Source organism: Nocardia sp. NPDC004340 (assembly GCF_053602575.1).
In genome coordinates this window covers 392,051-419,025 of record NZ_JBSGDW010000005.1, presented here as the reverse complement: position 1 = coordinate 419,025, position 26,975 = coordinate 392,051, and the positions used below count along the sequence as shown (strand labels likewise).

General features: G+C 70.7%; 24 protein-coding genes. 10 read left to right on the top strand and 14 right to left on the bottom strand.

The window, feature by feature from the left end; genetic code table 11:
* Together ACWEOI_RS23000 and ACWEOI_RS22995 are read right to left on the bottom strand one after the other, a co-directional pair.
* Positions 1-312, bottom strand: coding sequence for a hypothetical protein (locus ACWEOI_RS23000; protein ID WP_357086311.1), 312 nt, complete (start codon positions 310-312; stop codon positions 1-3).
* 92 nt (positions 313-404) lie between these two features.
* Positions 405-1,046 carry a TetR family transcriptional regulator gene (locus ACWEOI_RS22995; protein ID WP_433667166.1) on the bottom strand — a complete coding sequence of 214 codons (642 nt, stop codon included), beginning with the start codon at positions 1,044-1,046 and terminating at the stop codon, positions 405-407.
* Between the two features lie 109 nt (positions 1,047-1,155).
* Here ACWEOI_RS22995 and ACWEOI_RS22990 point away from each other — a divergent pair, with 109 nt between their 5' ends.
* Entirely contained in the window at positions 1,156-1,872 is a 717-nt protein-coding gene (locus tag ACWEOI_RS22990) for an SDR family NAD(P)-dependent oxidoreductase (protein WP_452360943.1), read from the top strand.
* 15 nt (positions 1,873-1,887) lie between these two features.
* Here the strand turns inward: ACWEOI_RS22990 and ACWEOI_RS22985 are convergent, their stop codons facing one another.
* The 5 genes from ACWEOI_RS22985 to ACWEOI_RS22965 all read right to left on the bottom strand — a co-directional run bounded on the left by ACWEOI_RS22985 (position 1,888) and on the right by ACWEOI_RS22965 (position 8,585).
* Positions 1,888-3,210, bottom strand: a complete 1,323-nt coding sequence (locus ACWEOI_RS22985; protein WP_452360942.1) for a serine hydrolase domain-containing protein — start codon at positions 3,208-3,210, stop codon at positions 1,888-1,890.
* Positions 3,211-3,320: 110 nt separating this feature from the next.
* Positions 3,321-4,634 (bottom strand): CHAT domain-containing protein, encoded by a 1,314-nt coding sequence (locus ACWEOI_RS22980; protein ID WP_452360941.1) that lies wholly within the window; start codon positions 4,632-4,634, stop codon positions 3,321-3,323.
* Entirely contained in the window at positions 4,631-6,145 is a 1,515-nt protein-coding gene (locus ACWEOI_RS22975) for a tetratricopeptide repeat protein (RefSeq protein WP_452360940.1), read from the bottom strand. The genes ACWEOI_RS22980 and ACWEOI_RS22975 overlap by 4 nt, the downstream gene beginning before the upstream one ends.
* A 2-nt stretch (positions 6,146-6,147) precedes the next feature.
* Positions 6,148-7,233 carry a hypothetical protein gene (locus ACWEOI_RS22970; protein ID WP_452360939.1) on the bottom strand — a complete coding sequence of 362 codons (1,086 nt, stop codon included), beginning with the start codon at positions 7,231-7,233 and terminating at the stop codon, positions 6,148-6,150.
* Positions 7,230-8,585, bottom strand: coding sequence for a hypothetical protein (locus tag ACWEOI_RS22965; RefSeq protein WP_452361066.1), 1,356 nt, complete (start codon positions 8,583-8,585; stop codon positions 7,230-7,232). The genes ACWEOI_RS22970 and ACWEOI_RS22965 overlap by 4 nt, the downstream gene beginning before the upstream one ends.
* A gap of 148 nt (positions 8,586-8,733) precedes the next feature.
* Between ACWEOI_RS22965 and ACWEOI_RS22960 the strand changes: the two genes are divergently transcribed.
* The 3 genes from ACWEOI_RS22960 (at position 8,734) to ACWEOI_RS22950 (ending at position 10,742) form a co-directional block, all read left to right on the top strand.
* The gene (locus ACWEOI_RS22960; protein ID WP_433667172.1) at positions 8,734-9,276 is read left to right on the top strand and encodes a lipoprotein LpqH; all 543 of its coding nucleotides are present in this window, start codon (positions 8,734-8,736) and stop codon (positions 9,274-9,276) included.
* A gap of 83 nt (positions 9,277-9,359) precedes the next feature.
* Positions 9,360-10,148 (top strand): hypothetical protein, encoded by a 789-nt coding sequence (locus tag ACWEOI_RS22955; protein ID WP_357086327.1) that lies wholly within the window; start codon positions 9,360-9,362, stop codon positions 10,146-10,148.
* Between the two features lie 231 nt (positions 10,149-10,379).
* Positions 10,380-10,742, top strand: coding sequence for a hypothetical protein (locus tag ACWEOI_RS22950; protein WP_433667173.1), 363 nt, complete (start codon positions 10,380-10,382; stop codon positions 10,740-10,742).
* Between the two features lie 23 nt (positions 10,743-10,765).
* On the opposite strand, the gene ACWEOI_RS22945 is transcribed toward ACWEOI_RS22950, so the two are convergent.
* Both ACWEOI_RS22945 and ACWEOI_RS22940 read right to left on the bottom strand, forming a co-directional pair.
* The gene (locus ACWEOI_RS22945) at positions 10,766-11,611 is read right to left on the bottom strand and encodes a helix-turn-helix domain-containing protein (RefSeq protein ID WP_433667174.1); all 846 of its coding nucleotides are present in this window, start codon (positions 11,609-11,611) and stop codon (positions 10,766-10,768) included.
* 30 nt (positions 11,612-11,641) lie between these two features.
* On the bottom strand, positions 11,642-12,625 hold the full coding sequence (locus tag ACWEOI_RS22940) for a cyclase family protein (protein WP_433667175.1): 984 nt from the start codon (positions 12,623-12,625) through the stop codon (positions 11,642-11,644).
* 94 nt (positions 12,626-12,719) lie between these two features.
* On the opposite strand from ACWEOI_RS22940, the gene ACWEOI_RS22935 reads away from it, so the two are divergent.
* Together ACWEOI_RS22935 and ACWEOI_RS22930 are read left to right on the top strand one after the other, a co-directional pair.
* Entirely contained in the window at positions 12,720-13,157 is a 438-nt protein-coding gene (locus ACWEOI_RS22935) for a T6SS immunity protein Tdi1 domain-containing protein (RefSeq protein WP_433667176.1), read from the top strand.
* 72 nt (positions 13,158-13,229) lie between these two features.
* Positions 13,230-14,387: a lipase family protein gene (locus ACWEOI_RS22930; RefSeq protein WP_452360938.1), complete on the top strand. Its 1,158-nt coding sequence runs from the start codon at positions 13,230-13,232 to the stop codon at positions 14,385-14,387.
* Positions 14,388-14,394: 7 nt separating this feature from the next.
* Here the strand turns inward: ACWEOI_RS22930 and hutI are convergent, their stop codons facing one another.
* From hutI to hutH, 4 genes are read right to left on the bottom strand one after another with little or no spacing between them, the layout of a single operon-like run.
* Positions 14,395-15,570, bottom strand: a complete 1,176-nt coding sequence (hutI, locus tag ACWEOI_RS22925) for an imidazolonepropionase (RefSeq protein ID WP_452361065.1) — start codon at positions 15,568-15,570, stop codon at positions 14,395-14,397.
* A complete protein-coding gene (locus ACWEOI_RS22920) occupies positions 15,567-16,862 on the bottom strand; it encodes a formimidoylglutamate deiminase (RefSeq protein ID WP_452360937.1) in 1,296 nt (431 codons plus the stop codon). The genes hutI and ACWEOI_RS22920 overlap by 4 nt, the downstream gene beginning before the upstream one ends.
* 1 nt (position 16,863) lies before the next feature.
* The gene (gene hutU / locus ACWEOI_RS22915) at positions 16,864-18,513 is read right to left on the bottom strand and encodes a urocanate hydratase (protein ID WP_452360936.1); all 1,650 of its coding nucleotides are present in this window, start codon (positions 18,511-18,513) and stop codon (positions 16,864-16,866) included.
* The gene (gene hutH / locus ACWEOI_RS22910; protein WP_452360935.1) at positions 18,510-20,054 is read right to left on the bottom strand and encodes a histidine ammonia-lyase; all 1,545 of its coding nucleotides are present in this window, start codon (positions 20,052-20,054) and stop codon (positions 18,510-18,512) included. Before hutH ends, hutU begins: the two co-directional genes overlap by 4 nt.
* A 95-nt stretch (positions 20,055-20,149) precedes the next feature.
* Here hutH and ACWEOI_RS22905 point away from each other — a divergent pair, with 95 nt between their 5' ends.
* Together ACWEOI_RS22905 and ACWEOI_RS22900 are read left to right on the top strand one after the other, a co-directional pair.
* Positions 20,150-20,941, top strand: a complete 792-nt coding sequence (locus ACWEOI_RS22905; RefSeq protein ID WP_452360934.1) for an SAM-dependent methyltransferase — start codon at positions 20,150-20,152, stop codon at positions 20,939-20,941.
* Between the two features lie 39 nt (positions 20,942-20,980).
* Entirely contained in the window at positions 20,981-21,994 is a 1,014-nt protein-coding gene (locus ACWEOI_RS22900) for an alpha/beta fold hydrolase (RefSeq protein WP_433667182.1), read from the top strand.
* Between the two features lie 7 nt (positions 21,995-22,001).
* On the opposite strand, the gene ACWEOI_RS22895 is transcribed toward ACWEOI_RS22900, so the two are convergent.
* Positions 22,002-23,042 (bottom strand): hypothetical protein, encoded by a 1,041-nt coding sequence (locus ACWEOI_RS22895; protein WP_452360933.1) that lies wholly within the window; start codon positions 23,040-23,042, stop codon positions 22,002-22,004.
* A 51-nt stretch (positions 23,043-23,093) separates the two neighbouring features.
* On the opposite strand from ACWEOI_RS22895, the gene ACWEOI_RS22890 reads away from it, so the two are divergent.
* Together ACWEOI_RS22890 and ACWEOI_RS22885 are read left to right on the top strand one after the other, a co-directional pair.
* Positions 23,094-23,225: a hypothetical protein gene (locus ACWEOI_RS22890; RefSeq protein ID WP_433667184.1), complete on the top strand. Its 132-nt coding sequence runs from the start codon at positions 23,094-23,096 to the stop codon at positions 23,223-23,225.
* A gap of 59 nt (positions 23,226-23,284) precedes the next feature.
* The gene (locus ACWEOI_RS22885) at positions 23,285-26,974 is read left to right on the top strand and encodes an arabinosyltransferase domain-containing protein (protein WP_452360932.1); all 3,690 of its coding nucleotides are present in this window, start codon (positions 23,285-23,287) and stop codon (positions 26,972-26,974) included.
* The last annotated feature ends 1 nt before the right edge of the window (position 26,975 follow it).

The following is a 26,975-nucleotide window of genomic DNA, read 5'->3' as shown; positions in this document are numbered from 1 at the left end:
TCAGGCGCGACGATCCACGGCGGCCCACGCGGCCACGGCGACCACACTCGACACCACGGCCACCGACGGCCACGCGCCGATCTTCTTGGCCAGCGGGTGCGAGGCGCCCATCGCGCCGATGGCGAGCCCGGTCAGCGCGGCCGCGCCACCGGTGCCGACGGTCTTGCGCCACCGCGGGAACGCGGCCGCGGTCCCCGCCGCGAACACCGCCCCGCCGAGCTGCCGCTTCTTGGTGGCCTGGGCGAGCGCGAAGCCGCCGGTGAGTCCACCGGCCGCGAGCAGCGAGGTCGGTACCGCGGGAATCCCAGCCATTTTCACTACCTCCAACAGATACGAGCGAACGACTACCCCTCCGACGGTAACCGGAGCCGATTCCACCGTTTCTTCGGGGCGGTGTTCGCCCCTCAGTCGCGGTCCGGGTCGGCGAGCAGTGAGCGGTTCAGCTGGTCCTCACTGATCGCCGGAACCGGCAGCGGGTGAGCGGCTTCCGCCCGCAGTCCGTCCAGGATCAGCGCCAGATTGCGCCGCCACGCCTCGGGGGCGATGCCCGCGGTCTGCTCGACCACCCGCGTGTGCGACCAGGTGATGAACGCGATGTCCTCGAGCACCCAGTCCGCCCGCAGTACCCCGGCATCCTGTGCGCGCGTGATGATTTCACGCATGACGGCGTGGCCCCGATCGCGCTGGGCGGCGATCTCCGGACTGGGCGCGGCGCGCAGTGCGAGTTCGTTGAGCAAGCGGTCGTGAGCCTGTAGCTCACAGATCTTCTCGACCAGGTACACGAACGAATCCCACGGATCATCCAAGGCCAGAGCGGCTTCCGCGATGCGACCGCCCGCCTCGATGCGGTCCTCGACCGCCGCCGCGATCAGGTCGTCGCGCGCCGGGAAGCGGTTGTAGAGGGTGCCGATGGCCACGCCCGCGCGGGCGGCGATCTCCTTGAGGGGCGCGTCGAGCCCGCGTTCGGCGAAAACCTCACGCGCCGCGGTCACCAGCGCGTCGCGATTGCGGCGGGCATCGAGGCGGAGCGGTTTCTGGGCGGGCATGCGCCGATCCTACAAATCGGGGTCACGATTTATGTTGAGCATAGGTTCAACTTAATGCTAGCGTCGTCGCTGTAACTTGAACCATTGCTCAACTTAGCTAGGAGCGAGCATGAGCAAGACCATCGCGATCTTCGGTTTCGGCCCCGGCCTCGGCATGGGCGTCGCGCGGCGCTTCGGGCGAGAGGGATTCCGTGTGGCCGTGATCGGCCGCAACCCGGACAAGGCCGCTCGGCATGTGGCCGACCTGAAAGCCGACGGCGTCGAGGCCCAGGCCTTCCCCGCCGACGTCACCGCCGCGGACCAGCTCGACGAGGCCATCGCGACCATTCGGCGGACCTTCGGCGACATCGATGTCGCGCTGCACGGCGCGGCCGCCGGCATGACCGACCGCTCACCCTCCACCCGCGCCGTGGACCTCGCGGCCCTGCGCGTTCCCATGACCCTGAAGCTGCACTCCCCCATCCTGATGACCCGCGCCCTGCTGCCCGCCATGCTCGAGCGGGGCACCGGCACCCTGCTGTTCTCCTCGGGCTCGCCCGCGCACGGCGTGCTGCCCTATCTGGCCAATTTCGGTGTGGCCCTGGCCGCGCAGCGGGCCTACGTGCTGCAACTGGCCGAGGAAGTACGCGGCACGGGTGTGCACGTCGGGCTGATGAACATCGGCGTGCTGATCGGCGACAGCGAGGCGGAGCGCAAGGTCGACGAGCACCCCGAGGTGGTGCCGCCCGGTGTCAGCATCCCGCGCATGACCAATAGCGAACTGGGCGACCACTATTGGGACCTGTATTCCCGCCGGGATCGAACCGAAGTGGAGATCGGCTTCTGATCCGCCCCCGGCAGGTCAGCGGATGCCCGGGGTCGCGGGGTCGGCCCCGGTGCAGCCGAGGATGAAGCAGCCCGGCGGCCAGTCACCGAAGGGCGGGTACAGCGGTTTGCCGAGGCATTCCAGCAGGCCGCAGCCCGGGTAGGCCATCGGGCCGAGGCCCAGGGCAGCGAGGGTGGCGTCCGGGTTCATGAACATCGGGTCGGTGATGCTGGCCTCCGGGCGCTGGACGTAGGGGCCGGGGTCGGGGAGGGCGGGGGTGCGGAAGGCCGTTGCGAGGCCGCGCAGGACGTCGTGCGGAAAGCTCACCGCGCCACCGGGAACCGTGACGCCGGTCCAGCTGACGAGCAGGCCGAGGCTGGGGACGATGAAGTTGTCCTGGCGCATCATGCCGGCCATCTGGAGGGCGTCCTTGGGGAGGCCGGGGAACAGGTCCTCGCAGTCGGGGCCGTTGACGGTGATCAGGAAGCCGTAGCAGGGGTTGACGCCTTGGGAGGTGGTGGCCTCGGTGAGGTAGGCGGTCGGGATCACCTGGCGGCCGTGCCAATCGCCGCGATTGACCAGCAGCAGGCCGAGTTTGGCGTAGTCGTCGGGCGGGAGCACCAGGTGGGCGTGTCCGTAGGTGTTGCCGCTGCGGTCCCGCGCCCACAGATAGTCGGAGTGCCGGATACCCAAGGGATCGAAGAGGTTTCGTTGCGCGTAGGCCTGGAAGTCCTCGCCGACAGCCCGCTGGATCACGTAGACGAGCAGGTCGACGGCGCGTTGGCTGTACTGCCAGGTCTCCCCCTGCGGATGCAGGATGGGCATGGCCAGGGCCTGCGCGACCACGTTCGGGTCGAGCCGGGCCACCCCGGTGATGCCTTCGGAGGCGATGGCGATCTCCATGCCGGAGGTCTCGGTCAGCAGGCTGCGCACGGTGATCGCACGATGCTCGGCGTCGCCGAGTCCGGCGGGCAGGTAGTCGCCGATCGGATCGTCCACGCGCAGCAGGCCTTCGCCGACCGCGATCCCCGCGACCATGGACACGACGCTCTTGGTGCCGCTCCACAGGTTCCACGGGACGCCGCCCGCCCGCTGATTGGTGGGTCCGGCCGCGATCAGACAGTTGTTGCGGAACACCTGCACGGTGAAGCGGGTCGGGTCGGAGGCGAAGTCCACCGCGCGCCGCAGCGCCTCCGAATCCAGGCCCACCTCTTCGGCGGTCGCGGTCTCGGGCTGCCTGCCGTCGCTGACCGTACAGTGCCGCAGACCATCCGGCTCCGCCCCGGCGACGGGCGCCGCGAACGAGGTCAGGGCAGCCGCCATCACCACCGCCAGGATGCCTGTCAGGAAGCGCGCCACTCGATCCTCCGTACTCCGATGAATCCGATTGGCTCATCGGAGAATCGGCGGGCGCGATTAGCTTTTCCCGCCCCGTGACTTTCGGGGGCGCAGGTTTTCGGGGCAGCCGATCAGCGGGTGTCGACGGTGGCGAACGCGGCCCAGATCAGCGGGGAATGCTCGATCGCCCCGGTCGCGCGCCAGGCGGCCAGATGGGTGCGCTGCCAGGCATTGAGGGCGACGACCGGATCGGCGGTCTCGTGCGCGGCGTCGATGGCGCACACGGCTTCCTGGAACGGGTGCACGGTGTCGGGGAGGCCGGAGAACCGGCGGAACGCCAGATCGGTGGGCAGCGGCCAGCGGCCCGCCGTCACCAGTTCCGCGCCGCCGGTGAGCATGGCCGCCACCAGACCCAGTGGTTCGGCGAACCGGAGGTCGCCGCCGCTCTCGCAGGCGATGAGGGCGACCCGGCTCGGGATCGGCCAGATCTCGGGACCGGTTCGCGGAACCGCTTCGCCGCCAACGCCGTCGCCCGCAGCGCCGAGGTCGTTCGCACGCGAGCCCGCCGTGAGCGCGTGGGTGCCCAGCAGCAGATCGCGTGCCGAGAGCGGCCGATGGTCGCGGTAGGCGGGCGCGCAGCCCGGGCTGGCGGCGGTGCAGGACAGGTGCAGGGTGGCCGATTCGCTGCGGCCGGATTCGGGGGCAGCGGCGGTGACGTGGCCGACATACAGCAGGCGGGCCGCCCCCGCGTGCAAGGCGCGGCTCAGCCAGGCGCGGTCGAGATCGGTGCGGCGGAACGCCTCCACCGGTGCGGCGACGGGCGGGGTGAGCCGGCCGGCGGCCGCGTGGTCGGCGACCAGCGCAGCCAGCGGGGCTGCGGCGGAGTCCATCCGGCCGAGGACCGATCCGAGGGCGGAGTCGGCGCGGAAGCCGGGCACACGTGGGTCGAGTACGGCGACGACGGGCAGATCGCGGGTTTCCGTCCATGATCGCGCGATGCGGGCGGGCGCGTGCACGATGCCGGGCGGGGCGAGGACACTCACGTCGGCGATATCCAGCAGGCGCACATCCGAGTCGGGGGCGATCAGCTCCCAGGGCAGTTGGGCCGTACGCGGTGACGGCTGGATCCGGACGTGCGGGCGAATACCTCGCACGTAGAGCTCGTGGAGCGATACCGCCAGGTTGTAGGGCAGGAATACTGACGAGAGGTACTGCGCCAGTGCGCTTTCCGCCTCGGCGGTCGCCAGTGCGCCGGTGGTGAGCGCATTTTCGAGCCCACCGGCCGTTCCCGGCGCGGGGAGGGCGGCGGTGAACCGGCCCATGGCCGCCTCGACCTGGTCTTCCGGTACCACTCCCACCCCGGCGGGGGCGCTGTCGTCGATCCAGCGCCAGGTCAGGTAGAGGTCGCCCGCGTCCGCCATCCGGACCAGCACGGTGGGCGTCATGCGGGGATCACGCGGTCGGTGCGGACGCGGCGGCCGTAACGTTGTTCGGCGGCATCGAGCCAGGCGGACAGGGCGATATGGCCGTCCGGTCGCACCGCGATCCGAGGCGGTGGCGTGACGGGCAGTCCCGCCCCCGCCGCCACGGCCGCGAGGGCGGTGCCGAGTTGCAGCGCGTCCTGGACGGCGGCCGCCGAGTCGGAGGGCGGATCGAAGGATTCGAACAGGTCCAGCGGTGCGGGCGGATCCGCGGCAAGCCGATCGATGTCCAGGATTGTTCCCGCGCACTGATTTTCGATGAGATCGGCGACCAGCCGGGCGTCCCCGGCCAAGTACGTGTACCGGAAGGCCAGCCGCAGAGCGGGATTCACGATGCGGCGGTTCCAGGTGTCGCGCTGGGTGCCGTCGGGCAGCTCGTAGCGGACGGCGTCCAAGGCCAGTGCTGCCGGGACCGCCAGATCCACTGCTCGTGCCAGCAATCCCGGGACGTGCGCGACGAGCGGCTCCAGGAGTCCCGCGTGCCAGTAGTCCAGCTGGGCGCAGTGCAGCCCGAGGCCGCGAGCGGCGTAGGTTCCGCGCGCCGCCGCCAACTCGGACTCACCGTCCTCGTATCGTCCCGCCGCGAAGGCATTGGTGGCCAGTCGAAGTCGAACGTCTGCGGCTTCGACCACGGCGTGCGACTCCTCGAACCGGTGCAGCGCCGCACGGTACTGATCGTCCGCCGTCCCCGTCCGGCCGCGCCGCTCGGCGATGAACCCCATGACCTTGAGACCGATGCCCGCGCGATGCGCCATCCCGGCCGCCTCGAAATACTCTTGGGAAGCGGCCAACAGTGGTTCGGCCTCGTCGAAAGCGCCTGTGCGCGTGTGCATCAAAGCCAAGTTCTGCTGTGTCTCGGCGACCCCGCCGGGGTCGGCGACGGCTTCGAAGGCGGCCAGCGCCTGCCCCGCGAAATCCTGGGCCAGCTCCCAGCGCCCGGTCTCGAAGTGCGCGGCGGCCAGGTTCATCAGCGGATGTCCGGCCTGCTCCGGACCGAACCGCCGTGCCGCGTCCAGTGATTCACCGGCCAGCTCCAATGCGCGCCACCACTGCTGCCGATGCAGGGCAATCGCCGTGGAGGACACCAGACACGCCAGCCGCAGATCGCCCGGCGCGCCCTCGTACCCGAGCGCCTCCCGAGTCTGTTCGAGGGCCGCCTGCGCCCCATCCAGATCCCCGAGGCTCTGCAACGCCTGGGACAGCCCGATCAGCGCGCCGGGATACATCCTGGGCGCGTCCTCCCGCATCTGCGCGAGTGCTTCCCGGAACCGCGCCGCGGCCCCGGCGTGATCCCCCAGCCGATCGGTCACCACCGCCACGTCCACCAGCGCGCACAACCGCAGGTCCCCTTGCTCGACCTCGGCGGCCTGCTCGAATATCCGCAGCCCCTCGATCAATTCACCGCGCGCGACCGCCTCGGCCCCGGCGCGCAGCAGCGGACTCTCACCCGCGTTCTCGTCGATACCCGCACTCATGCTCAGAAGTCCGAATCACCTGCGGCGGCGTCGATTTCGGCGAGCAATGGCGCGAACGGGCCGTCGTCACCGACCTGGGTCGACGCCGTCCGCAGCCGTTCGGCCGCGAAGTCGCGAATTCGCTGACGCACCGCGCCCTGCGCCGCCTCCGGGTCAGCGTCGAGGTCGGGCCCGAAGCCCGGGACTCCGATGGCGATGTCCACCGTGGAAGCCGGTGCGGGCAACTCGGATTCGCCGATCCAGCTGTCGCCGCCCGGACGCAGTTCGGTCAGCAGCTCACCACGCCCGGTGTCGACGCGGGCCCACGGCCGCAGGTGCTCGGGCACCGCCGCGGGCAGCTCCGGGTGAGCGGCTACGGCAATGGCGACGGTGGTGGCCCCGGCCTCCCGCAGGACCTGCCAGGACACCGCGGACTCGGAGGCGTCGACCAGCCCGGGCGGGCACTGCCGCCAGTCCCAGCCGCCGGTGCCGCGCGCCAGCACCAGAGCGCCTCCGGACCGGTCCGCGTCACCGGCCGCCAGCGCGTAATCCGAGGCACGCAAGGAGCTCTCCACGGACGCGCGGATACTGGGCGCCACCGCGTCCGCCCCGTCCACCAGGGGCTCGCACTCCTCGGTGAGCAGCGCGATATCGCGGTCGAGCAGCGCCGGATCGAGGGCGGCGATGCCGTCGAGGACCGAGGCGGGCCACCAGCGGGACGCCCAGTGCGCGTAGGCCAGTCTGCGGGCACTCGCCACCAGCGCGGGGAGCCCGGGGGCCGCCGCCGCGTCGGTCAGGCGGTGGCCGCGGGGGTCCACGGGGGCGGGCCGGAGATCCCCCGAGAGTTCGCGGGCTCGCGGCCGCACGGCGTCGAGCGCCGCGGCGACCGGTTCGCCGTACAGGGCCCACACCCACTCCTGGGCGGCGTCGACATCGTCGATGATCGCGACGGGGAGTTCCTGTGCGGCAAGGACATTCCAGGTGAGAAGACCGCCCGTCACCTCCAGCACCATGGCCTCCGGGCCGGCGGGAGTGACCGCCGCGCCGTCGGGGACGAGGACGCGCACCGCGTCGGGGTAGCGGTGGATGGCGACAGTCGAGTTCGTCATCCCACCCTCGATTCGAGTTCCTCGGGCTCGGCGGTCGCGGTGGCGGCCAGGGCCTTCTTCACGCGCATGCGGTGGTCGAGGATGACGGATCGGGCCACCCCGTCGAGCAGGTCCCAGAGCTCGTCGGCCGCGTACACCCCGAACTCGCGCACATCGCGGCCGTGCAGCCGGGGCCAGAGCCTGCGCAGGTAGGGCCGCCACGGCACGCGCAGGTCGGCCGCGATGGCCCCGAGCGGTCCGTCGATCGCGTCCGCGCGCACCGCCATCCGCCGGGCTTGCAGGACGTAGGCCTCACGCTGCCAGCGGCCGTTGATCAATCGTGCGGCCGCGCCGTCGTCGTCCGAACCGGCACCGCCCAGAACTCGGGATTGTGTTGCCGGCCCGCCGATCTCGATGCCGCGCGGCTGGACACCCAAGGGGCGCAAGGTGACCGCCAGGGTCGCGCCCGCGGCGGCCGCCACCCGGAGGGATTCGTCCAGCAGCGCCCAGGGCGCGCACGCGCGGGCGATCTCGGCGTCGACGAGTTCCGGGATCGGCGGCAGGTCGGCACGTTCGCTGGAGGCCTGGAGGACGGTGAAGACCCGCTCGTGAATGGTGCGGTCGAGCGGTAGTCCGAGAGTGGCGGTGGCGGCTGACGCTCCGACACCGGGAGGCTGCGGCAGCGGGTACAGGGTGAGTCCGAGTTCCTGTGCGGTACTGCCGATCCCACCGTCCCAGAGCCGAATACCGGTATGCGTACCCACGGACGCTTCGACGGCGTCGTCCAGGTCCGGCGGATCATCCGCATCGTCGAATCGGGTTGCGGCGCAGGCGTCGACGAGTTCGTCGAGCAGATCCGCGTGATCGGGCACGTCGGTCAGCGGCCGTCGCCGCCACGCGGTGTCGATCAGCTCGGCCACGTCCTCGGACCGCTCCGGTTCGGACAGGTACTCCCGCAGCGCCTGTGTGGTGCGCCCCGCGGTCACCCCGTGGATCTCGCGCAGCGCCGCTTCGGCGGCGGGCCGGTCCCGCACGGGATCCGGCCGACCCGAGACGGTGGCCAGTTCGAAGCAGCGCTGGAAGTACAGGTCCTGCGCATTGCCCTCGGTGATGCGCAGCGCGCGCCGGGTCTGCTTGAGCAGCGTGAACCAGGCGGCGGTGGCGGCGAGGACGTCGGCGGCGGCGTGGACGCGGGCGGCGAGCAGCACCGCGCCGTCTGCGCTCAGCATGGCCCCGGCGCAGGACGGGTGCTGGACGGGCCGGACCACCAGGGGATCCAGGATCAGCTTGACGGTGCGCCGGAGGGGCCCGCCGTGGGGTCCGCTCAGGGGTTCGACACCGGCGAGGCGGTGCCAGACCTCATCCAGCACCATGGCCCGCGGTCGTCGCATTCGCCCACGTTATCGCAGTTTCCCCGGCCCGCGCGCCTCGGAAGTTGGGATCGGTAGGCGGGGTTCCGATTCCTACTGTTCTGGCATCGGTTCCACCCCGGAGCCACCATCACGAGAACGAGGAATGACCATGAACACCAAGCCGATCCGCCTCACCACCGCCGTCCTCGCCGCCACCGCCGCGGCCGCGCTGCTGGTGACCGGTTGCAGCTCCGGCGATTCCAAGCCGGGTTCGCCCACCACCGCCGCGACCTCCGCCGCGCCGGGTTCCGCGACTCCCGCCGGCGGCGCGTCGTCCGCGTCGGTCGACGGCAAGGCGATCAGCGGCAAGTTCGACACCACCTGCGTGAAGCAGGCGGGCACCCTGGCCCTGGCGCTGGCCGACCAGAGCAACGCCACCTACGGCACCCTCGCCGCCAGCGCCACCATCACCGGCGACAACACCGTGCAGGCGGTCGGCATCACCGGTACCAAGGGCGGCGCCAACGGCCAGCCGTACGCGGTGGGCTTCGGCAATGGCATGCCGGGCGGTTCGGCGAAGGTCACCAAGAGCGGCAACACCTACACGGTGTCCGGTGAGGGCGTCGGCGGCGTGGATCTGTCGAACCCGATGGCGGGCCCGAAGACCGAGAAGTTCGAGATCGTCTTCGCCTGCTCCACCATCGTCGGCTGACCCGGCCCCGCTGTTCTCCCCGCTCGTGCCACCAGGCACGAGCGGGGCCGACAACCACCACGACTTCGAATCAGGAGAAGCACATGAAGAACCAAATCCGTTACAGCGTACTCGCTCTCGGCGTCCTGGCCATCGGCTACTACCTGTGGCACGGCCTCACCGCCGATGACGTCTTCGGCTGGGTGGGCCCGCAGATGGCCCTGCCGATCATCGCCCTGACCATCATCCCGATCGTCTTCGCCTTCACCGGTGACGGCATCATGTCGGCCTTCACCGGCACCAACAGCTCCCAATTCCGCGATGGCCTGGTGGGTCTGGGCACCGTCGAGAGTGTTCGCCAGACCGGCGTCTACCTCAACGAGCAGCCGCAGGTGCGCATCGACTTCCGGGTCGAGGGCGCCGACGGCAAGGTGTTCGCCTCGCACGCCAAGCTGATCGTGCCGCTCACCCAGCTGGCCCTGCTGCGGCCGGGCGTGGTGCTGCCGGTCCGCTACCTGCCCGACAGCCTGGACAAGGTCGAGGTGGACCTGTCCGGCGACACCTCGGCGGCGCAGGACGCCATGAACGCGGCCATGATCCGCAAGGGTTTCACCACGCCCGCCAAGCTCGATATCGCCCGGCGCGGCACCGCGGCGCAGGCGGTGGTCCGGTCGCTGTCGGTGCCCGGCGAGATCCGCGACGGCTACACCCGTTTGGACCTGGTCCTGGTGGTCACCCGCCCGGACGGCACCACCTTCGAGACCCGCACCGAGAAGTTCCTGCCCCCGACGGCGGTCTCGCTGGTCCAGGTCGGCCGCATCGTGGGCGTCCACTACCTGCCGGAGAACGAACAGGAGGTGGTGCTGTCCCTGCCCGTCAACGCCGCCGGATGATGAACGACCACCTCGAATCCCCCAGAGCCGCAGGCCTTGCCGCCCGCGGCTCTCGTGCTGTGTCGGGGACGTTCGTACTCCTCGCCCGGCAACTGTCACAACCCCATTGCCCGGCGATCACAATAATTCGGAAACGAACTGCATGGTCGCTTTTTCTGATACCTATGAGTCAGCGACCAGGTTGCCTAATTGAATTCGAAATGCACTTCTACCAGCACGGAAGAAGGAGCGATGAGAATCAGGCGATTTACCGCAACCGCCTTGCTCGCACTCGGAGCAACGGTGTTGACGGTCGGCACCGCGGTGGCCGACCCCGCGCAGTCGGATCCCGGACCGGGTATCACGGTCCAGGTCGACGAGGTATCCCCCACTCCCCCGGCCGCCGACACGAACGCGCAGCCCGTGGACGATCTGGACGTGATGCGTCAGTGCAATGCCATCCTCGGCGCCCTCGTCGGCGCCGCCATCGGTGGCAGCGGCAGTGCTCTGCCCGGCGCGTTGATCGGCGCCGGCATCGGCGCCCTCATCGGCTGGACGCTGATCACCCCGCCCGGACCGCCGTTGGGCTGCTGGCAGCCCGCGCCTCAGCCCTGACGGCCGCGGCGATCACCCCGGCGTCACCCAGGGGACGCCGGGGTCGCGCCCTGCTCACCGAGTTCGAGCCGGAACCCGGTGGGGGTGGTCGCGGTGTGGGCGCGGAAGAACTTGGTGAAGTTGGCCGGGTCGTCGAAGCCGAGGTGACGAGCGCAGTCGGCGGTGGTCGCGGGCCCCTGTGCGAGCAGGCGTTTCGCCTCCAGGGTGACGCGCGCGTTCACGTACTGCTTGGCGGTGACCCCGGTGGCGGCCTGCACGGCGCGTGAGAGGGTGCGCGGCGAGTAGCCGAGTTGCGCCGCGTACCAGGACACTTCGCGGGTGTCGGCGTGACAGCGTTCGACCAGGCGCGCGAACCGACCGAAGAGGTCGGTCGGTTCCGGCGGCGCCGGCAGGGCCGCGGACAGTCGCAGGGTGACCGCGCCGAGCAGGTGCCCGAGGATGGCGGTGTCGGGCGGATCGGCGGAGTATTCCCCGGCCAGGTGGTCGAAGGCGCTGTCGGTCAGGGCATTCGCGGCCACGATCGGGGGCGTGGACGGCAGCCGTCCGAGCACCGCGGCCGGGACCAGGTCGGAGCGCACCAGCACGAGATCGCCCTTCAGGTCGGCGATGTCGTCCCAGCGATGCGTCCAGCCGGGATGGATCCAAGCGATGGTGTCGGCGGTGATCTCGTGTGCCGCGAAGTCGACGGTCAGCCGCCCGCTGCCCGCGGTGCACCGGGCCAGCACGTGAAAATCGCCGCGAATGGTCTCCCGGCCCAGCGCCACGGACATGCCGCGGAGCCGGTCGAAGTCCAGCAGTTCGAGGCCGGTGGGGGAACCGGCCCTCGGCGCGTACCGCGGTGTTCGGCTGGGTTGTCCGCTTTCGACCATGAGCGTTGCCGAATCTACCGGCCGCCGGTCCTATTTGATGGCGATCGGGCTGATCGGGGTCCCCACCGCGCCGGGAATTCGCAATGCGGGCGCGCAGAGCAGGAAATCGTAGACGCCGTCCTCGGCGCAATCGCGGGACAGCGCTTCGAGATCCCAGATCTCGCCGAGCGGCATGCCCATGTCCCGCAGCGCGATCATGTGCAGCGGCATCATGACGCCGTCCTCGGGCCGGATCACCTCGACGGCCGGGTTGTCGGCGGCGACGGCGGCGATGTCGTGTTCGTGGAACCATTCCGCGCACCGCCAGCTCAGGCCGGGGCTGCCCGCGAACCATTCACCGTGCCTGCGGGTTTCGAGGAAGCGGGTCCACCAGCCAGTGCGCACCACCAGGATGTCGCCGGGCCGCAGCTCGACATCCTGGGCCTCGGCCACCGCGGCCAGTTCCTGCGGGCTGATGACGGTCGCGGCTTCGAGCCGGTCCACATTCCGGTGCCGGGCCACGTCCAGCAGGACGCCGCGGCCGACCACGCCGCCGCCCTCGGCGATCCGCTCGATGCCCAGCTCGGTCGCGCCGAAGCTGGTGACCGAACCAGCCGGGTACCCGTTGTAGAGCAGTCCGTCGTAGTACACGTGCGAGATGGCGTCCCATTGCGTGGACGATTGCAGCGGCATCATCAGGTAGTCGTCGTTGAAGCGCATCGGGCCGTGCCCGTACAGTCCGGCGACCTGGGCCTCGGTGGGTCCGCCCCAGCCTTCGAGGTAGCCCGCGAGCTCGGCGTCGCCGCCGTCGACGGACATCAGGTGGATGGGGTTGCGCCGATAACCGCTGGAACCCTGCGGCCCGTAGGCGTCGATGGGGATGCCGAGCTGGATGGTGCGGCCCCGCAGCGCCCGGGTGGCGGCGTAGGCGATGCGGTCCGGGGTGAGGTGATTCAGTGCCCCGAGCTGGTCGTCGTCGCCCCAGCGGCCCCAGTTGCGCACGCGCTCAGCGGCTTTGCGCCATTCCTCGGTCACCGGGCACCTCCATGTCGATCGGTCGCTCGATATCTACCCGGTGTGGCGGAGCCTGTCGAGTGAGAGTCCCGGTCGGTCTGGTTGGATGGGCGCGGTGACCAGCGTTCCCTTCCGCCTCATCGGCGACCTGCGTATGGACCGGGTGATGCCGGCATGGGCCGAGCAGTATCCGCCGTACGACACGGTGGTCGGCTACTCGGATCTGGGGCACGCGTTCCTGATGAGCAGCCGCACCGGCGAGTACGGCATCTTCGATCCGTACAGTCCCGGCGTCAAGGATTACGGCGTCTTCACCGAGGTCACCGATTTCGTCAGCCAGGTCCTGTTCGATCCGAGCGTCATCACCTACGTGCTGCAGCCGGGTCATGTCGCCGAGATCCGCCGGCGCCTCGGCCCGCTCGACGACGGCGAGGTCTACATCGCCACCCCGTATCCCTTCCTCGGCGGTTCCGAGACGCCGGACGCGTATCAGAAGGGCGGCGTCTGGGTGTTCTTCGATCTGGTGGCGCAGGCGCACGAACAGGATTCGTGAGCAAGCTCCCCGTCGCTGGGTCGCCCGGGCGGTATGGTCGGGTCGTTGCGCCGCCGAAAGGGAGTGATGGCCATGCCGATTCGTCGCGGGCTCACGGTCGCGGTCCGGCGGGCGGCACTGGCCGCGGGCACGGTGAGCGTCTGCGCCGCCCTCGCCGTGACGGCGGCGCCCGCGGTATCCGACACGGTCGATCTCGGTCACCTCACCGGAGTCGAATTGCTGGACAGCGCATGGTCTTTCGAGAAGGCTGCGATGACGCTGGGCTTCTCGTACTCGACCGTCGACCAGCGTGACCATCGGGCCGACGCGAGCGCCGCGCTGTACGTCCCGGCCGGGCTGCCGCCCGAGGGCGGCTGGCCGCTGGTGGTGTGGGCGCACGGCACGGTGGGGATCGGGAATGATTGCGCGCCGTCGCACCGGCCGCAGTCGGAGCGAAATCGCACCTATTTCAACGAGATTCTCGATCACGGCTATGCGGTGCTGGCTCCCGACTATCAGGGGTTGGGCACCGGCGGACGGTTCAGCTACTACAATTCCACGGTCGAGGGCCGTTCGCTGCTCGACGCGGTGACCGCACTGCGCGGGCTGCCGGTGCCGTTGGCCCGGCACTATGTCCTCGTCGGCCAGTCCGAGGGCGCGCACGCGGTCATGAGCGCCGCCGCGCTCTACGCCCGGAACGCCTCCGCCACACCGGGACTCACCGGCGTCATCGCCACCGGCCTGCGCACCGATCCGCCGAACAGCCTGCCGGAGATGTTCCGCCGCGGCTCGACCGGCTCGGCGAATCAGGTCGGGTACGCGGGCTACTACCTGGCCGCGCTGGAGGAGCTCGAGCCGGGCAGCGTCACGCCCTACCTGTCGGACTTCGGCAGGCGGTACGTGGAAAAGGCCGCCACCGAATGCCTTTCGACCCTGGTGGCCGCCGCCGAAGGCCGACGACCCGAGGCCCTGGTCGAGGACCCCGACAACCCCACCCCGACCTTCGAGTCCGCCATTCGATCCCTGGTCTCCTACCAGGAGGACATCGTCCCCGCCGATCTGATGATCGGGTACGGCACCGCCGACATCGACGTGCCCCCGGCCGCCACGCCCGCGTACGGCCCGAAGTTGCAGGCCCACAACCCGTGGGTCAAGGTCACCGTGACCGCCTACCCCGGCAAGGATCACAGCGGCGCCTTCCTCGCCTCGCTGCCCGACGCGCTGGCATTCCTCGGCACCCACCTGCCCTGAGCGGCGGCTAGCCGGGCAGCACCTGTTCGCCGCGCTGCCAGACCGACCAGGTCAGCGGGACGCCGGGGCGGTACGCGAGGTGGATGGCCGACGGGGCGTCGAGAATGTGGAGGTCGGCCGCGGAGTCCGGGCGCAGCACTCCCACCGCTCCGGGCGCCGACAGATCGTGGGCGAGCGCTAGTGCGCCACCAGCGGTCGCTGCCCAGATCGCCTCGGCAATAGTCAGATTCATCTGGAGAACGGCGGTGGCCACGCAGTACGCCATGGAGGTCGTATAGGAGCTGCCGGGGTTGGCGTTCGTGGCGAGCGCGATCCGGGCGCCGGCGTCCAGCAGGCGGCGAGCCGGTGCGAGCGGCTGGCGAGTGGAGAGGTCACACGCGGGCAGCACGGTGGCGACGGTGGTGGATTCGGCCAACGCGTCGACATCGGCGTCGGTCAGGTGGGTGCAGTGGTCGACACTGGCCGCGCCGTGCTCGACGGCCAGCCGGACACCCGGCCCCGGGCCCAGTTGATTGCCGTGGACCCGAAGACCGAGGCCGCGAGCGCGGCCCGCCGTCAGCACCCGGGCCGCCTGATCGGCGTCGAAAGCGCCTGTCTCACAGAAGACGTCGGTCCAGCGGACGTAGGGCGCGACCGCGTCGAGCATGGGTCCGCAGACCAGGTCCAGGTACTCGTCGGCGGACAGTTCGGGCGGGACCACGTGCGCGCCCAGGAAGGTGACCTCGTCGGCGACGTCGGCGGCCACCATGGCACAGCGCTGTTCGTCGGCGACGGTGAGGCCGTAACCGGTCTTGGTCTCCAGGTAGGTGGTGCCCTGCCGCAGGGCTTCGGCCCGCAAGCGGCGCAGGTTCGCGGCCAGGGTGGCATCGCTCGCCGCGCGGGTGGCATCGACCGTGGTGCGAATACCGCCCGCGGAGTAGGGGATTCCGCTCATCCGGGCGCCGAACTCGGCGGTGCGATCCCCCGCGAACACCAGGTGGGTGTGGCTGTCCACCCACCCGGGCAGTACGGCCCGGCCGCCGGCCTCCACGTGGTGATCGGCGGCCGGAGCCGACGCGGTGGGGCCGATCCAGCGCACGAGGTCGTCCTCGATCACCAGGGCCGCGTCACGCACGACGCCGTACTCCGCCGTATTGGTGGTGAGTTCGCCGATGCCGGTGATGACCGTGGCCGCCGGGTTCATCGCCATAGTGCTCCGATCTCGGTGTCGAGGGCCGCGGCGACATCGCCGAGGGTGCCGTGCACGCGATCGCGGACCACCCAGCGGCCCGCGACCATGACGTCGGTGACGTCGGATGCCGTGGCCGCGAACAGGATTCCGTCCCCGGCCACGCCCGCGGTGCGCGGTGACGCCGTGTCCACGCACACCAGGTCGGCGTCCCGGCCGGGCGCGATCACACCCGGGCCGGTCCATCCCGAGGCGGCGTGCGCGGTGGCGGCGGACAGCAGTTCTCCGGCCCCGAATCGTCCCCGCTCGCGGCTGCCGAGCCGTTCGCGCATTTCCAGGGCCCGCGCCTCGAACCAGGGATCGATGACCGACTGCCCGTCGCTGCCGAGCGCCAGCCGCACCCCGGCATCGGCGAGCGCCCGGGCGGGCCCGATGCCGTCGCCGAGATCGGCTTCCGTACTGGGGCACAGGCACGTCCAGCACTCCCCGAGCGCGGTGATATCGCCGGGCGTCAGGTGGGTGGCGTGCACGGCGACCGTGCGCGGGCCGAGCGCTCCGGCGGCCGCCAGCAGTTCGGTGGGCGTGCAGCCGTGGACGGCGAGGCATTCCTCGTTCTCCCGCGGCTGCTCGGACAGGTGGACCTGCAGGGGCCGGTCCCGCGCGCCGCGCACCACGGTGGGCAGCTGATCCACGGGGACCGCCCGCACCGAGTGGATCGCCGCCCCGACTTGAACCAATCCCTCTGCCGGGGAGAAGGACTCGAGCCGCTGCGCCCACCCGTCGGCATCACCGTCGTCGAACCGCTGCTGCACGCCGGTCGTCGGTTGACCGAAACCCCCTGCCAGATAACACGTGTCGAGCAGCGTCAGCCGGATCCCGGCATCGGCGGCCGCCGCGACCAGCGCGTGCGAGAACTCGTTGGAGTCGGCGTACCGCTGCCCGTGCGCCGCGTGATGCAGGTAGTGGAACTCCGCGACGCTGGTGTAGCCCGCGAGCACCATCTCGGCGTACACCGCGCGCGCCAGCCGGTAATAGGAGTCCGGTTCCAGGCGTCCGGCCACCGCGTACATGCGCTCCCGCCAGGTCCAGAAGGTGCCCCGCGCGGACTGCGCCCGTCCGCGCAGGGCCCGGTGGAAGGCGTGCGAGTGCGCATTGGCGAACCCCGGCACGACCATGCCGGGCAGCCTGGTCCCACAGGCCCGCTCACCACTGGCCACCGCCACGATGACGCCCTCCGCGACATCGATGCGCACCCCCGCCGCCACCCCCGACGGGAGCCACGCGCGCTCGCACCAGTAGCTGGTCAATTCACTCCTCCCCCATCGGAATCCGGACGCCCTTCGCCCGCGCGACGGCGTCGGCCTCCGGGTATCCGGCGTCGACGTGCCGGAACACCCCCATGGCCGGGTCATTGGTGAGCACCCGCTCGAGTTTCTGCGCGGACAGCGGCGTCCCGTCCGCGACGGTCACCTGTCCGGCGTGGATGGAGCGCCCCATGCCGACTCCGCCGCCGTGGTGGATGGACACCCAGCTGGCCCCGGAGGCCGTATTGACGAGGGCGTTGAGCAGCGGCCAGTCGGCGATGGCGTCGGAACCGTCGGCCATGCCCTCGGTTTCGCGGTACGGCGAGGCGACCGACCCGCAGTCGAGGTGGTCGCGGCCGATCACCAGCGGCGCGCCGACCGTCCCGTCCGCGACCAGTTCGTTGAAGCGCAGTCCGGCGGCCTGTCGTTCGCCGTAGCCGAGCCAGCAGATGCGGGCGGGCAGGCCCTGGAAGGCGACCCGGTCGCGGGCCAGCCGGATCCAGCGGGCCAGGGATTCCTGTTCCGGGAACAGGTCGAGGACGGCCCGATCGGTGGCGGCGATATCGGCCGGGTCGCCGGAGAGCGCGACCCACCGGAACGGCCCCTTGCCCTCGCAGAACAGCGGCCGGATGTAGGCGGGCACGAAGCCGGGGAAGTCGAAGGCCCGCTCGTACCCGGCCAGTTTCGCCTCGCCGCGAATCGAGTTGCCGTAGTCGAAGACCTCCGCGCCCCGGTCCAGGAACCCGACCATCGCGCCGACGTGGATGGCCATGGATTCCCGTGCGCGGCGGGTGAATTCGTCGGGTTTGCGGCCCGCGTAATCGTCCCAGTCCTCGACGGTGACGCCGATCGGCAGATAGGTCAGTGGATCGTGGGCCGAGGTCTGGTCGGTGACGATGTCCACCGGGACCTCCCGGCGCAGTAGTTCCGGCAGTACCTCGGCGGCATTGCCGATGAGCCCCACCGACAGTGGCCGCCGGGCGGCCTTGGCGGCGAGCACCCGGGTCAGGGCGTCGTCGATGTCGTCGGCGATCTCGTCGAGGTAGCGGGTCTCGACCCGGCGCCGGGCATGGCGCGGATCGCATTCGACGCACAGCGCCACCCCGCCGTTCATGGTGACGGCCAGCGGTTGCGCGCCGCCCATGCCGCCCAGACCGGCGGTCAGGGTGAGGGTTCCGGCGAGGGTGCCGCCGAAGCGTTTGGCCGCCACCGCCGCGAAGGTCTCGTAGGTGCCCTGCAGGATGCCCTGGGTGCCGATGTAGATCCAGGATCCGGCGGTCATCTGCCCGTACATGGTCAGCCCGGCCGCCTCGAGCCGCCGGAATTCCGGCCAGTTCGCCCAGTCCGGCACCAGATTCGAGTTGGCGATGAGGACCCGGGGCGCCCATTCGTGGGTGCGCAGCACACCGACCGGCTTGCCGGACTGCACCAGCAGCGTCTCGTCGGCGCGCAGGTCGACGAGGGTGCGGGCGATGGCGTCGAAGCAGCGCCAGTCGCGGGCGGCTTTGCCGGTGCCGCCGTAGACGACCAGGTCGCCGGGCCGTTCGGCCACCTCGGGGTCCAGGTTGTTGTGCAGCATCCGCCAGGCCGCCTCGGTCTGCCAGGTGCGGGCGGTGAGGGTGCTGCCGCGGGCGGCGCGAACCGTTCTGGTCATGACGAAACCCCTTGCCCGAGTAGGTGATCCATCGCTCCTGAATGCAGGAGGTCGGTGACGGCGGCGATATCGGGTGCGAGATGGCGATCGGGTCCGGGGCCGGGCACCCGGGTGCGGACCAGGTCCCGCAGTGCGCCGGTCACCGGGGCGGGCCGCAGTGGTGCGCGGAAGTCCAAGGCCCGTGCGGCGGTGAGCAGTTCGATGGTCAGCACGGTCGTCAGCCCGTCCACCGCGCGGCGCAGTTTGCGGGCCGCCGACCACCCCATGGACACGTGGTCCTCCTGCATGGCGCTCGAGGGTATGGAGTCCACGGACGCCGGGACCGCGCACCGCTTCAGCTCCGACACCGCCCCGGCCTGCGTGTACTGCGCGATCATGTACCCGGAGTCGACCCCCGGATCGGCCGCCAGGAACGCGGGCAGCCCGTGCGAACGGTGCACGTCGAGCATCCGGTCGGTGCGCCGTTCGGCGATCCCGGCCACGTCGGCGACGGCGATGGCCAGGAAGTCGAGCACATAGCCCACCGGCGCCCCGTGGAAGTTGCCGTTGGACTCCACCCGGCCGTCGGCCAGCACCACGGGATTGTCGATGGCGGAGGCCAATTCGCGTTCGGCGACGGTCTCGGCGTGGGTGAGGGTGTCGCGGGCCGCGCCGTGCACCTGCGGCGCGCACCGCAGCGAATAGGCGTCCTGCACACGCGGGCAGTCCTCCCCGCGATGGCTGGCCACGATCTCCGATCCGGCCAGCGCCGTCCGCATGCGCGCGGCCGACACCGCCTGCCCGGGATGCGGGCGCAGGGCCTGGAGGTCGGCGGCGAAGACGCGGTCGGTGCCCAGCAGCGCCTCCACGCTCATGGCCGCGGTGAGGTCGGCCAGGTCGAAGAGCCGGTGCAGGTCCTCGATGGCCAGCACCAGCATGCCGAGCATGCCGTCGGTGCCATTGGTCAGAGCCAGACCTTCCTTCTCCGCCAGGGTGATCGGGGTCAGCCCGTGCTCGGCCAGCGCGGGCGCGATGGGTCGCGCGCCGTCGGGGCCGAGCACCGAGCCCTCGCCCATGAGCGCCAGCGCGACCGCGGCCAGCGGGGCGAGATCGCCCGAGCAGCCCAGCGAACCGTATTCCGGCACCACCGGAATCAGTCCGCTGTCCAGTAGCGCGGCCAGTGCGCGGGCGGTCTCGGGCCGGACGCCGGTGTGCCCGGACAGTAAGGTGCGCAGCCGCAGCAGCATCATGGCGCGCACCACCTCGGGTTCGACGGGCGCTCCGGCCCCGGCGGCGTGTGAGCGAATCAGCGAGCGCTGCAGATCGGTTCGCCGATCCGCCGGAATGTGCCGCAGGGCCAGGGCCCCGAATCCGGTGGACACCCCGTAGACGGGCCGGTCGCTGTGCGCCAGCTCGTCGATGTCGCGGCGCCTGCGTTCCAGGTCCGCCAGTGCCCGCGCGTCGACGTCCACCCACGCGTGGTGACGGGCCACCGCCACCACCGCCGCCCGCGTCAGGGGCCCCGCTCCCACCGGTACCCGCTCGGTTCCGATTCGCGTCATGGGCACCATTCTGGCGGCTTGCGGGTAAGCTGCGCGTTTCCCTCTGGCGCGCGCCGCCGATTGTTACCATCGGCGTGGATGTCGAGGGAGGTGTGGTGTCCGAGAACAATCGAGCACCGGTTGGCGTGGACCCGTTCCGGCCCAACCCTGCTCGGGTGTACAACTACATGCTCGGCGGCAAGGACAATTACGACGCCGATCGCGAATACGGCGATCGGATGCTCGAAGTGGCGCCCGATACCCGGGTGACCGCCTGGCACAGTCGGCGTTTCCTGCTGCATGGCGTCGAGGTGGCCGCCGACGCGGGCATCCGCCAGTTCGTGGATATCGGCGCGGGCATTCCGATCTCGCCGAATGTGCACGAGGTGGCGCAGGAGATCGAGCCGAGCTCGATCGTGGCGTCCATCGATTTCGATCCCGTGGTGTACGCCCACAGCAATGCGTTGCTGACCGGTGCGCCGGGGGTGACGCCGATCCTCGCCGACATTCGTGAGCCGGACAAGATTCTCGAATTGGCGCGTATCGAAGCCGGAATCGACTTCTCGCAGCCGGTCGCCTTCCTCATCGTCGGCGTGCTGCATTTCGTCATGGACGACGAGAAGCCGTTCGAGGCGGTGGCCCGTCTACGCGAGGCCATGGCCCCGGGCAGCCTGCTCGTCATCCAGCACGCCTCCACCAATACCCATCCGTTCTTCAAGAACGCGGCCTCCACCAATGCCGCGAACAGCCCCGCCCAGCCCGATTTCCGCCCGCCGGAACGCGTGGCGGGGTTCTTCGAGGGCCTGGAGATGCTGTCCCCCGGTCTGGTCGCCGCCAATGAGTGGCTGGCGGTCGACCCGGGCCCGACCAGTCTCGTCGTCCTCTGCGGTATCGGCCGGAAGAACTGAGCCGCAGCACATTCCGATCGCCGGAAGGGAATCACTCACGTGCACTCCAAGTTCCGGGCGCTGGCCGTGAGCGCCGCCGTGACGCTGTTGTGCTTCACCCCGGGCATCGCCCAGGCCGACGACTCGACGCCCGGCCGGTGCCAGGACGTCAGCTTCCCGGTGCCGCAGGGCACGCTGTCGGGGACGCTGTGCCTGCCCGACGGGCCCACCGACGCGGTCATGGTCCTGATGTCGGGCTCCAACTACAACCACGTCTACTGGGACTTCCCGTATCAGCCGGAGACCTACAACTTCCGGCAGGCCATGAACAAGGCCGGATACGCGACGCTGGTCGCCGACCGGCTCGGGAACGGCGCGAGCAGCCGGCCACCCAGCCTCTCGCTGACGGCCACCGCCACCGCCGACGCCCTGCACGTCATGGTGCGGTCGCTGCGCGCCGGACTCGCGGGCAATGCGCCCTTCGCCAAGGTGGTCACGGTCGGGCACTCGCTCACCTCCAGCACCTCGATCATGGAGGCCATCGGCTATCACGATGTGGACGGCGTGGTGCTCACCGGCTACTCGCACACGCTCAGCGTCCCCGATGTGCTGGGGGTGATCAGCAGCTACTACCCGGCCGTCGAGGATCCCGGATTCGCCGGGCGCGGTTACGATTCCACGTATCTGGTCACCCGCCCCGGAGCCCGCGCCGCCGATTTCTACGGCCTGAACCCGGATCCGAACGTGGTCGCCCTGGACGAGGCCACCAAGGAGACCTTCTCCCTCACCGAGTATCCCGACGGCCTGCTCGCCACCCTGCCCGGCGAGTCCAGCCTGATGACGGCACCGGTGCTGCTGGTGGACGGCAGCCGCGACCGCATGGTCTGCGGGCCGGGCTTCGGTGTCTGCGCCGACAGCGCCACCCTCCAGGCCGCCGAGAATCCCTACTTCTCACCGGCCGCGAAATTGCGCGCCTACGTGCTGCCCGACAGTGGCCACGCCATCAACCTGGCCCCGAACACCCGCGACTATCACGCGGTCGTGGTCGATTGGATGAAGTCGGTCGTCGGCTGAGATCGAATCAACCTGCGGCGGCGAGGAAATCGGCGCGGGTGACCAGAGTATCGGCGATCGGACGCGGTCGACGACCCAGGCCGCACGCACTGGCCACCCCGCCGACCGGACGACCCAGCGCGCTCTCGACGAGGCGCAGCGTCTCGATTTGCTCTGCCTCGGTGGGGCTTTCGTGGACGAGCCCGGCGTAGAAGCGGGTGCCGGCAGGCAGGTCCAGAGCCGCGAGAGGCGCGTAGAAGGCTGGATCCGCGGAGGGCGCGATGTCCCCGGCCGCCAGCGGGCCGTGGATGAACTCCAGGGTTCTGCCCGAAGGCCACTGCTGGGCAATCGAATTTGCCAGCGCCACCAGCGGTCTGGTGTCCCGCAGGGTCGTCCGCGCCTTGTTGTTCATGCTGCCCAGGCATAAGTGGACACCGATGCGGGTCCCCGGCGGTGTCGCCACGGCCATCTCGGCGATGCCGCGGCCCAGGCCGACCGCCGCGTCCACCTGCCGGTGCAGGGGTTGGGTCGTGGCCATCAACACCGTCTCGGCGGTCGCCTCGAACTGCACGACCACGTCCTCACCGGCCAGTGCGCGAATAGCTTCGACATCGCGAATACTGGCGTCCTGGAACGCTTTCCGGTGCCTGCGCACCCCACACCGGCCCATGGCGATGAACGCCAGGGTGAAGGCGGTGGGCATCCCGATCTGCAGCGACAGTTCGGGCAGATCCCGTTCCGCGCGCAGTGCCCGGAAGATCGGCAGCGCCTCCTCGGCCTCGGCCAGGTACCCCAGTTCCATCATGTCGCCGGTCAGCTCGACGCCCCGGGCCGCACGGTGGATGGTGCGTTCGTGACTGGAGAGCCAGGTGCCGCTCTTCTTCACCTCCAGCGCACCCTGGGCGACCAGGTCGTCGATGATGGGCTGGATGTACCACTCGTAGCGCCGGGTCTCGCCGGTGGGCAGGGCGCGTAGCCGCGAGCCCGCACCGTCCAGCATCGCCCGCATCGCATCGCCGGTGCTCTCGGCCGGAAAGCTCCCGACGAAGTGCACATTTCGCGCGCCCATACCGTGCATCGTAGATCTCCGGTCACGTTCCGAATGGGTAGGTCGCGGATCTTGGTGTGGAGTCTCGTCATTCGCCAGAAGATGGCCGGAATCGACAGCGGCCACGCCGTCAATCCGGCCCCGAATACCGGCGGCTACCACGCCGTGGTCCTGGACTGGATGCGGTCGATCGTCGGCCACTGAACGAGGGCCGCGGAAATCCGCGATGAGATTCGCGGACGCGATGGCTAGCATCGGCGTTCGTGCGTTCAGTTTCCGGGGGAAGTTTTCACATTCGACTGATCGCCCTCATGGCGGGGGTGCTCGGTGTTCTGCTGGCGGTGCTGGTGCCGCTGCTGCCGGTCCAGCAGGATCGGGCGAGTATCGATTGGCGACCGGCGCAGGCGATTCAGCTGACCGCGCCGTTGGTGGACTATGTGCCGCTCACGCTGGATCTCCGGGTGCCGTGCGCGGCGCTGCGGGAACTGCCCGGCGGCACGGTGCTGTCGACGGTGCCGACCCAGGCCCCGGGCGGGGCCGCCAAGGGGTTGATCGCGCGGATCGAGGAGCTGCCGGGCAGCGGGCGCACGTTGTCCGTGACGCTGCGCGACAAGCCGCTGATCACGGCGTCGGTGTTCCAAATGACGGGCGTCGGAACAGCTTCCGAGACCGCGGTCACCACCCCCTCCGGCGTCACGCCGCAAGCCGTCCCGCCCGCACCGGGTTCGACCCCGGCGGCGGTCCCGCCGACCACGGCGAGCGTTCCGCCCGCCGGTGCCAAGCTGCCCCAGGGCGGGACGACGCCCACCGGCCCCGCTCCGTCCGACGGTCCGACTCCGCCCGCGGGCGCCACACCGCCTGCCGGATCGCCGCCGACGGGCCCCACACCACCGGCGGGTCAGACCCCACCGGGAGGCCCGACTCCGCCTGCCGGACTCACACCGCCGACCGGGCCGACTCCGCCCGCGGGCACCACTCCCCCGGCAGGATCCGCACCGGCCGCCGACGCACCGCTGCCGCCTGCCGGTTCCGGAAGCGGCACTGAGCCCGGACCTGGTTCCGGCGCCGGCTCGACTCCGAATATCGTGCCGCACAAGGGTTGCGATGCTCTGGTCGTGCACTCGACGGCGAGCGGTACGACCGCCGAGCTGACCGGACTCGGGACCCCGGAAGGTAAACCGTTCCGGTCCACGGTGACCGAGGACATTCGCCCGCAGATCGTGGGCGTGTACACCGATCTGGATCAGGCTCGCCTGGGTGATGCCACGCTGCACGCCGAGGTGGACGCGCGGTTCTCGTCACGGCCGAGCGCGTGGAAGCTGGCGGCCATGGCGGGCGCGGGATTGTGCACGCTGGTGGCGCTGGTCTGCCTGTACTTCCTCGACGCCGCCGACGGTCGGCGCAGGCGGCGGTTCCTGCCCGCGCGGTGGTGGCGGTTCACCGGCACCGACGCCTCGGTGCTCGCGACGCTGGGCGTCTGGCACGTGATCGGGGCCAATACCTCCGATGACGGCTACATCCTCACCATGGCCCGGGTGTCGAAGCACGCGGGCTACACCGCGAACTACTACCGCTGGTACGGAGTGGCCGAGGCGCCGTTCGGGTGGCCGTACGAACTGCTGGCGCAGATGACCCGGATCAGTGACGCGAGCGTCTGGCTGCGATTGCCCGCCCTGCTGGCCGGGGTGCTGTGCTGGTGGGTAATCAGCCGGGAAGTCCTGCCGCGCTTGGGTTCCCGGGTGCGGTCGGCGGGACCGCGCTGGACGGCGGCACTGGTGTTCCTGGCCCTGTGGCTGCCGTACAACAACGGCCTGCGTCCCGAACCGTTCATCGCCCTGGGCGCGCTGTTGACCTGGTGTTCCATCGAGCGGGCCATCGCGACGCGTCGCCTGCTGCCCGCCGCGGTGGCGGTCCTGATCGCGGCGTTCTCCCTGGCTGCGGGTCCGTCCGGATTGATCTGCCTCGCAGCGCTGTTCGCCGGTTCCCGGCGGGTGCTGTTCGTGCCGGCCGCCCAGGTCCGGGCCACCTCCGGCGGGTTGCTCGGCTATCTCGCGCGCATCGCCCCGGTGCTCACCGCGGGCACCCTGGTTCTGACGGTCGTCTTCGCCGATCAGACGCTGGCGTCGGTCGCCGAGGCCACCCGGGTGCGAAAACTGGTGGGCCCCGACTTCTCCTGGCCGGATGAGCCGACCCGCTGGATCTCACTGCTCTCGCTGACCCCGGACGGTTCCCTGTCCCGCCGCTTCGGTGTGCTCGCCATGCTGCTGTGCCTGGCCGTCTGCCTGGCGGTGGCGCTCCGCAAGGGCGGCCGGATTCCGGACACCGCGCGCGGCCCGGTGGCCCGGGTGCTCGGCATCGCCGTGATGTCGCCGCTGCTCATGGCTTTCACCCCGACCAAATGGACCCACCACTTCGGCGTCTACGCCGGTCTGGCGGGGGCGCTGGCCGCGGTGACGGCGGTCGCGGTGGGCGGCAACGGGATTCGGCTACCGTACTTGCGCACCCTGTTCGCGGCGGCGGTCCTGTTCCTGGTGGCGTTCAGCTTCACCGGCTCCAACGGCTGGTGGTACGTCTCCGGTTACGGCGTGCGCTGGCCCGATCGCGCACCGCTGGCGGGCGGCGTCGGAATCGCCTCGCTGATCTTCGGACTGGGTGCGCTGTGCCTGGCCGTGGCCGCCTGGCAGTACTATCGCGAACCCTATCGATCGGGCGGAAACATCAGGGCCGCCGCACCTTTCGACCGGATCGTCATCCGGCCGCTGACCATCGCCGCCGCCGTGCTCGTGGCCTTCGAAGTGGCGACCATGGCTTCCGCCGCCTGGTCTCAATACCCGGCGTACTCCGTCGCGCTGTCGAATATTCGCGCGCTGGAGGGCAAACCGTGCGCGATGGCCGACGACGTCCTGGTGGAGACCGCGACGGCGGACTCGGTCCTCCAGCCGTACACGGGCGCGCCGGCGGATGGACTCGCGGCCGACAACACCGGATTCACCGCCAATGGCGTCGGAGACCTTGCCCCTGAAGGCGGCCCGGGCGGCGGTACCGGCAGCGGCGGCAAGCCGTCCGCTCCCCCGCCCGGCGGCGGCCCGACCGACAAACCGAAGTCCGATCCCGGCATCAACGGCAGCTCCGTCGCCCTGCCCTACGGCCTGGATCCCAAACGCACACCGGTGCTGGGTGACTACACCGCCGATCCCCCCCGGCCGAGTCACCTGACGACCCAGTGGTATCGCCTGGATCTTGTTGCGGCACAGCAGGACTCGGCGTTCAAGGCCCTGATCCTGACCGTCGCCGGTCACATCGCGGGCGAGCAGCAGGGCCACCGGGTCGACGGAGCCGCCCTCCGCGTGGAGTTCGCGCACCGCGCCGACGACGGCACCCTTCAGCCCCGCGGCGAGCTGACCCCGCCCACGGTCGGCGGCGCACCCGGATGGCGCAACCTGCCTATCCCCCTGGACCGAATCCCGTCCGGCGCCAATGCTGTTCGCCTGATCGCCACCGCGGACGATCCCACCGGCAAGCAGTGGCTGGCCGTCACGCCGCCCCGCCTCCCGCGCCTGGCCACCTTGGACGCGGTGGTCGGCCACGACGCCCCGGTGCTGACGGATTTCCATGTCGGCCTGGCGTTCCCATGTCAGCACCCGTTCGATCACCGCGACGGCGTCGCCCAGCTCCCGGCCTGGCGCATCCTGCCCGACAAGCTCAATGCCCAGGTCGCCACCACCTGGCAGGGCGATTCGGGTGGCGGCCCGCTGGGCTGGTCGGATCTGCTGGTGCGTTCCGAGCCCGTCCCCGCCTACCTGGACCACGACTGGACCCGTGACTGGGGCGAACTCCAGCGCCTCACCCCGTACGTCGACGCCCCCGCCGCCCCGGTCACCGTGCGGGTGGAGAACCGCTGGGGCTGGGCCGATGACGACCCCATCCGCGCCGGCCCGGCTCGGACCCCGTAGC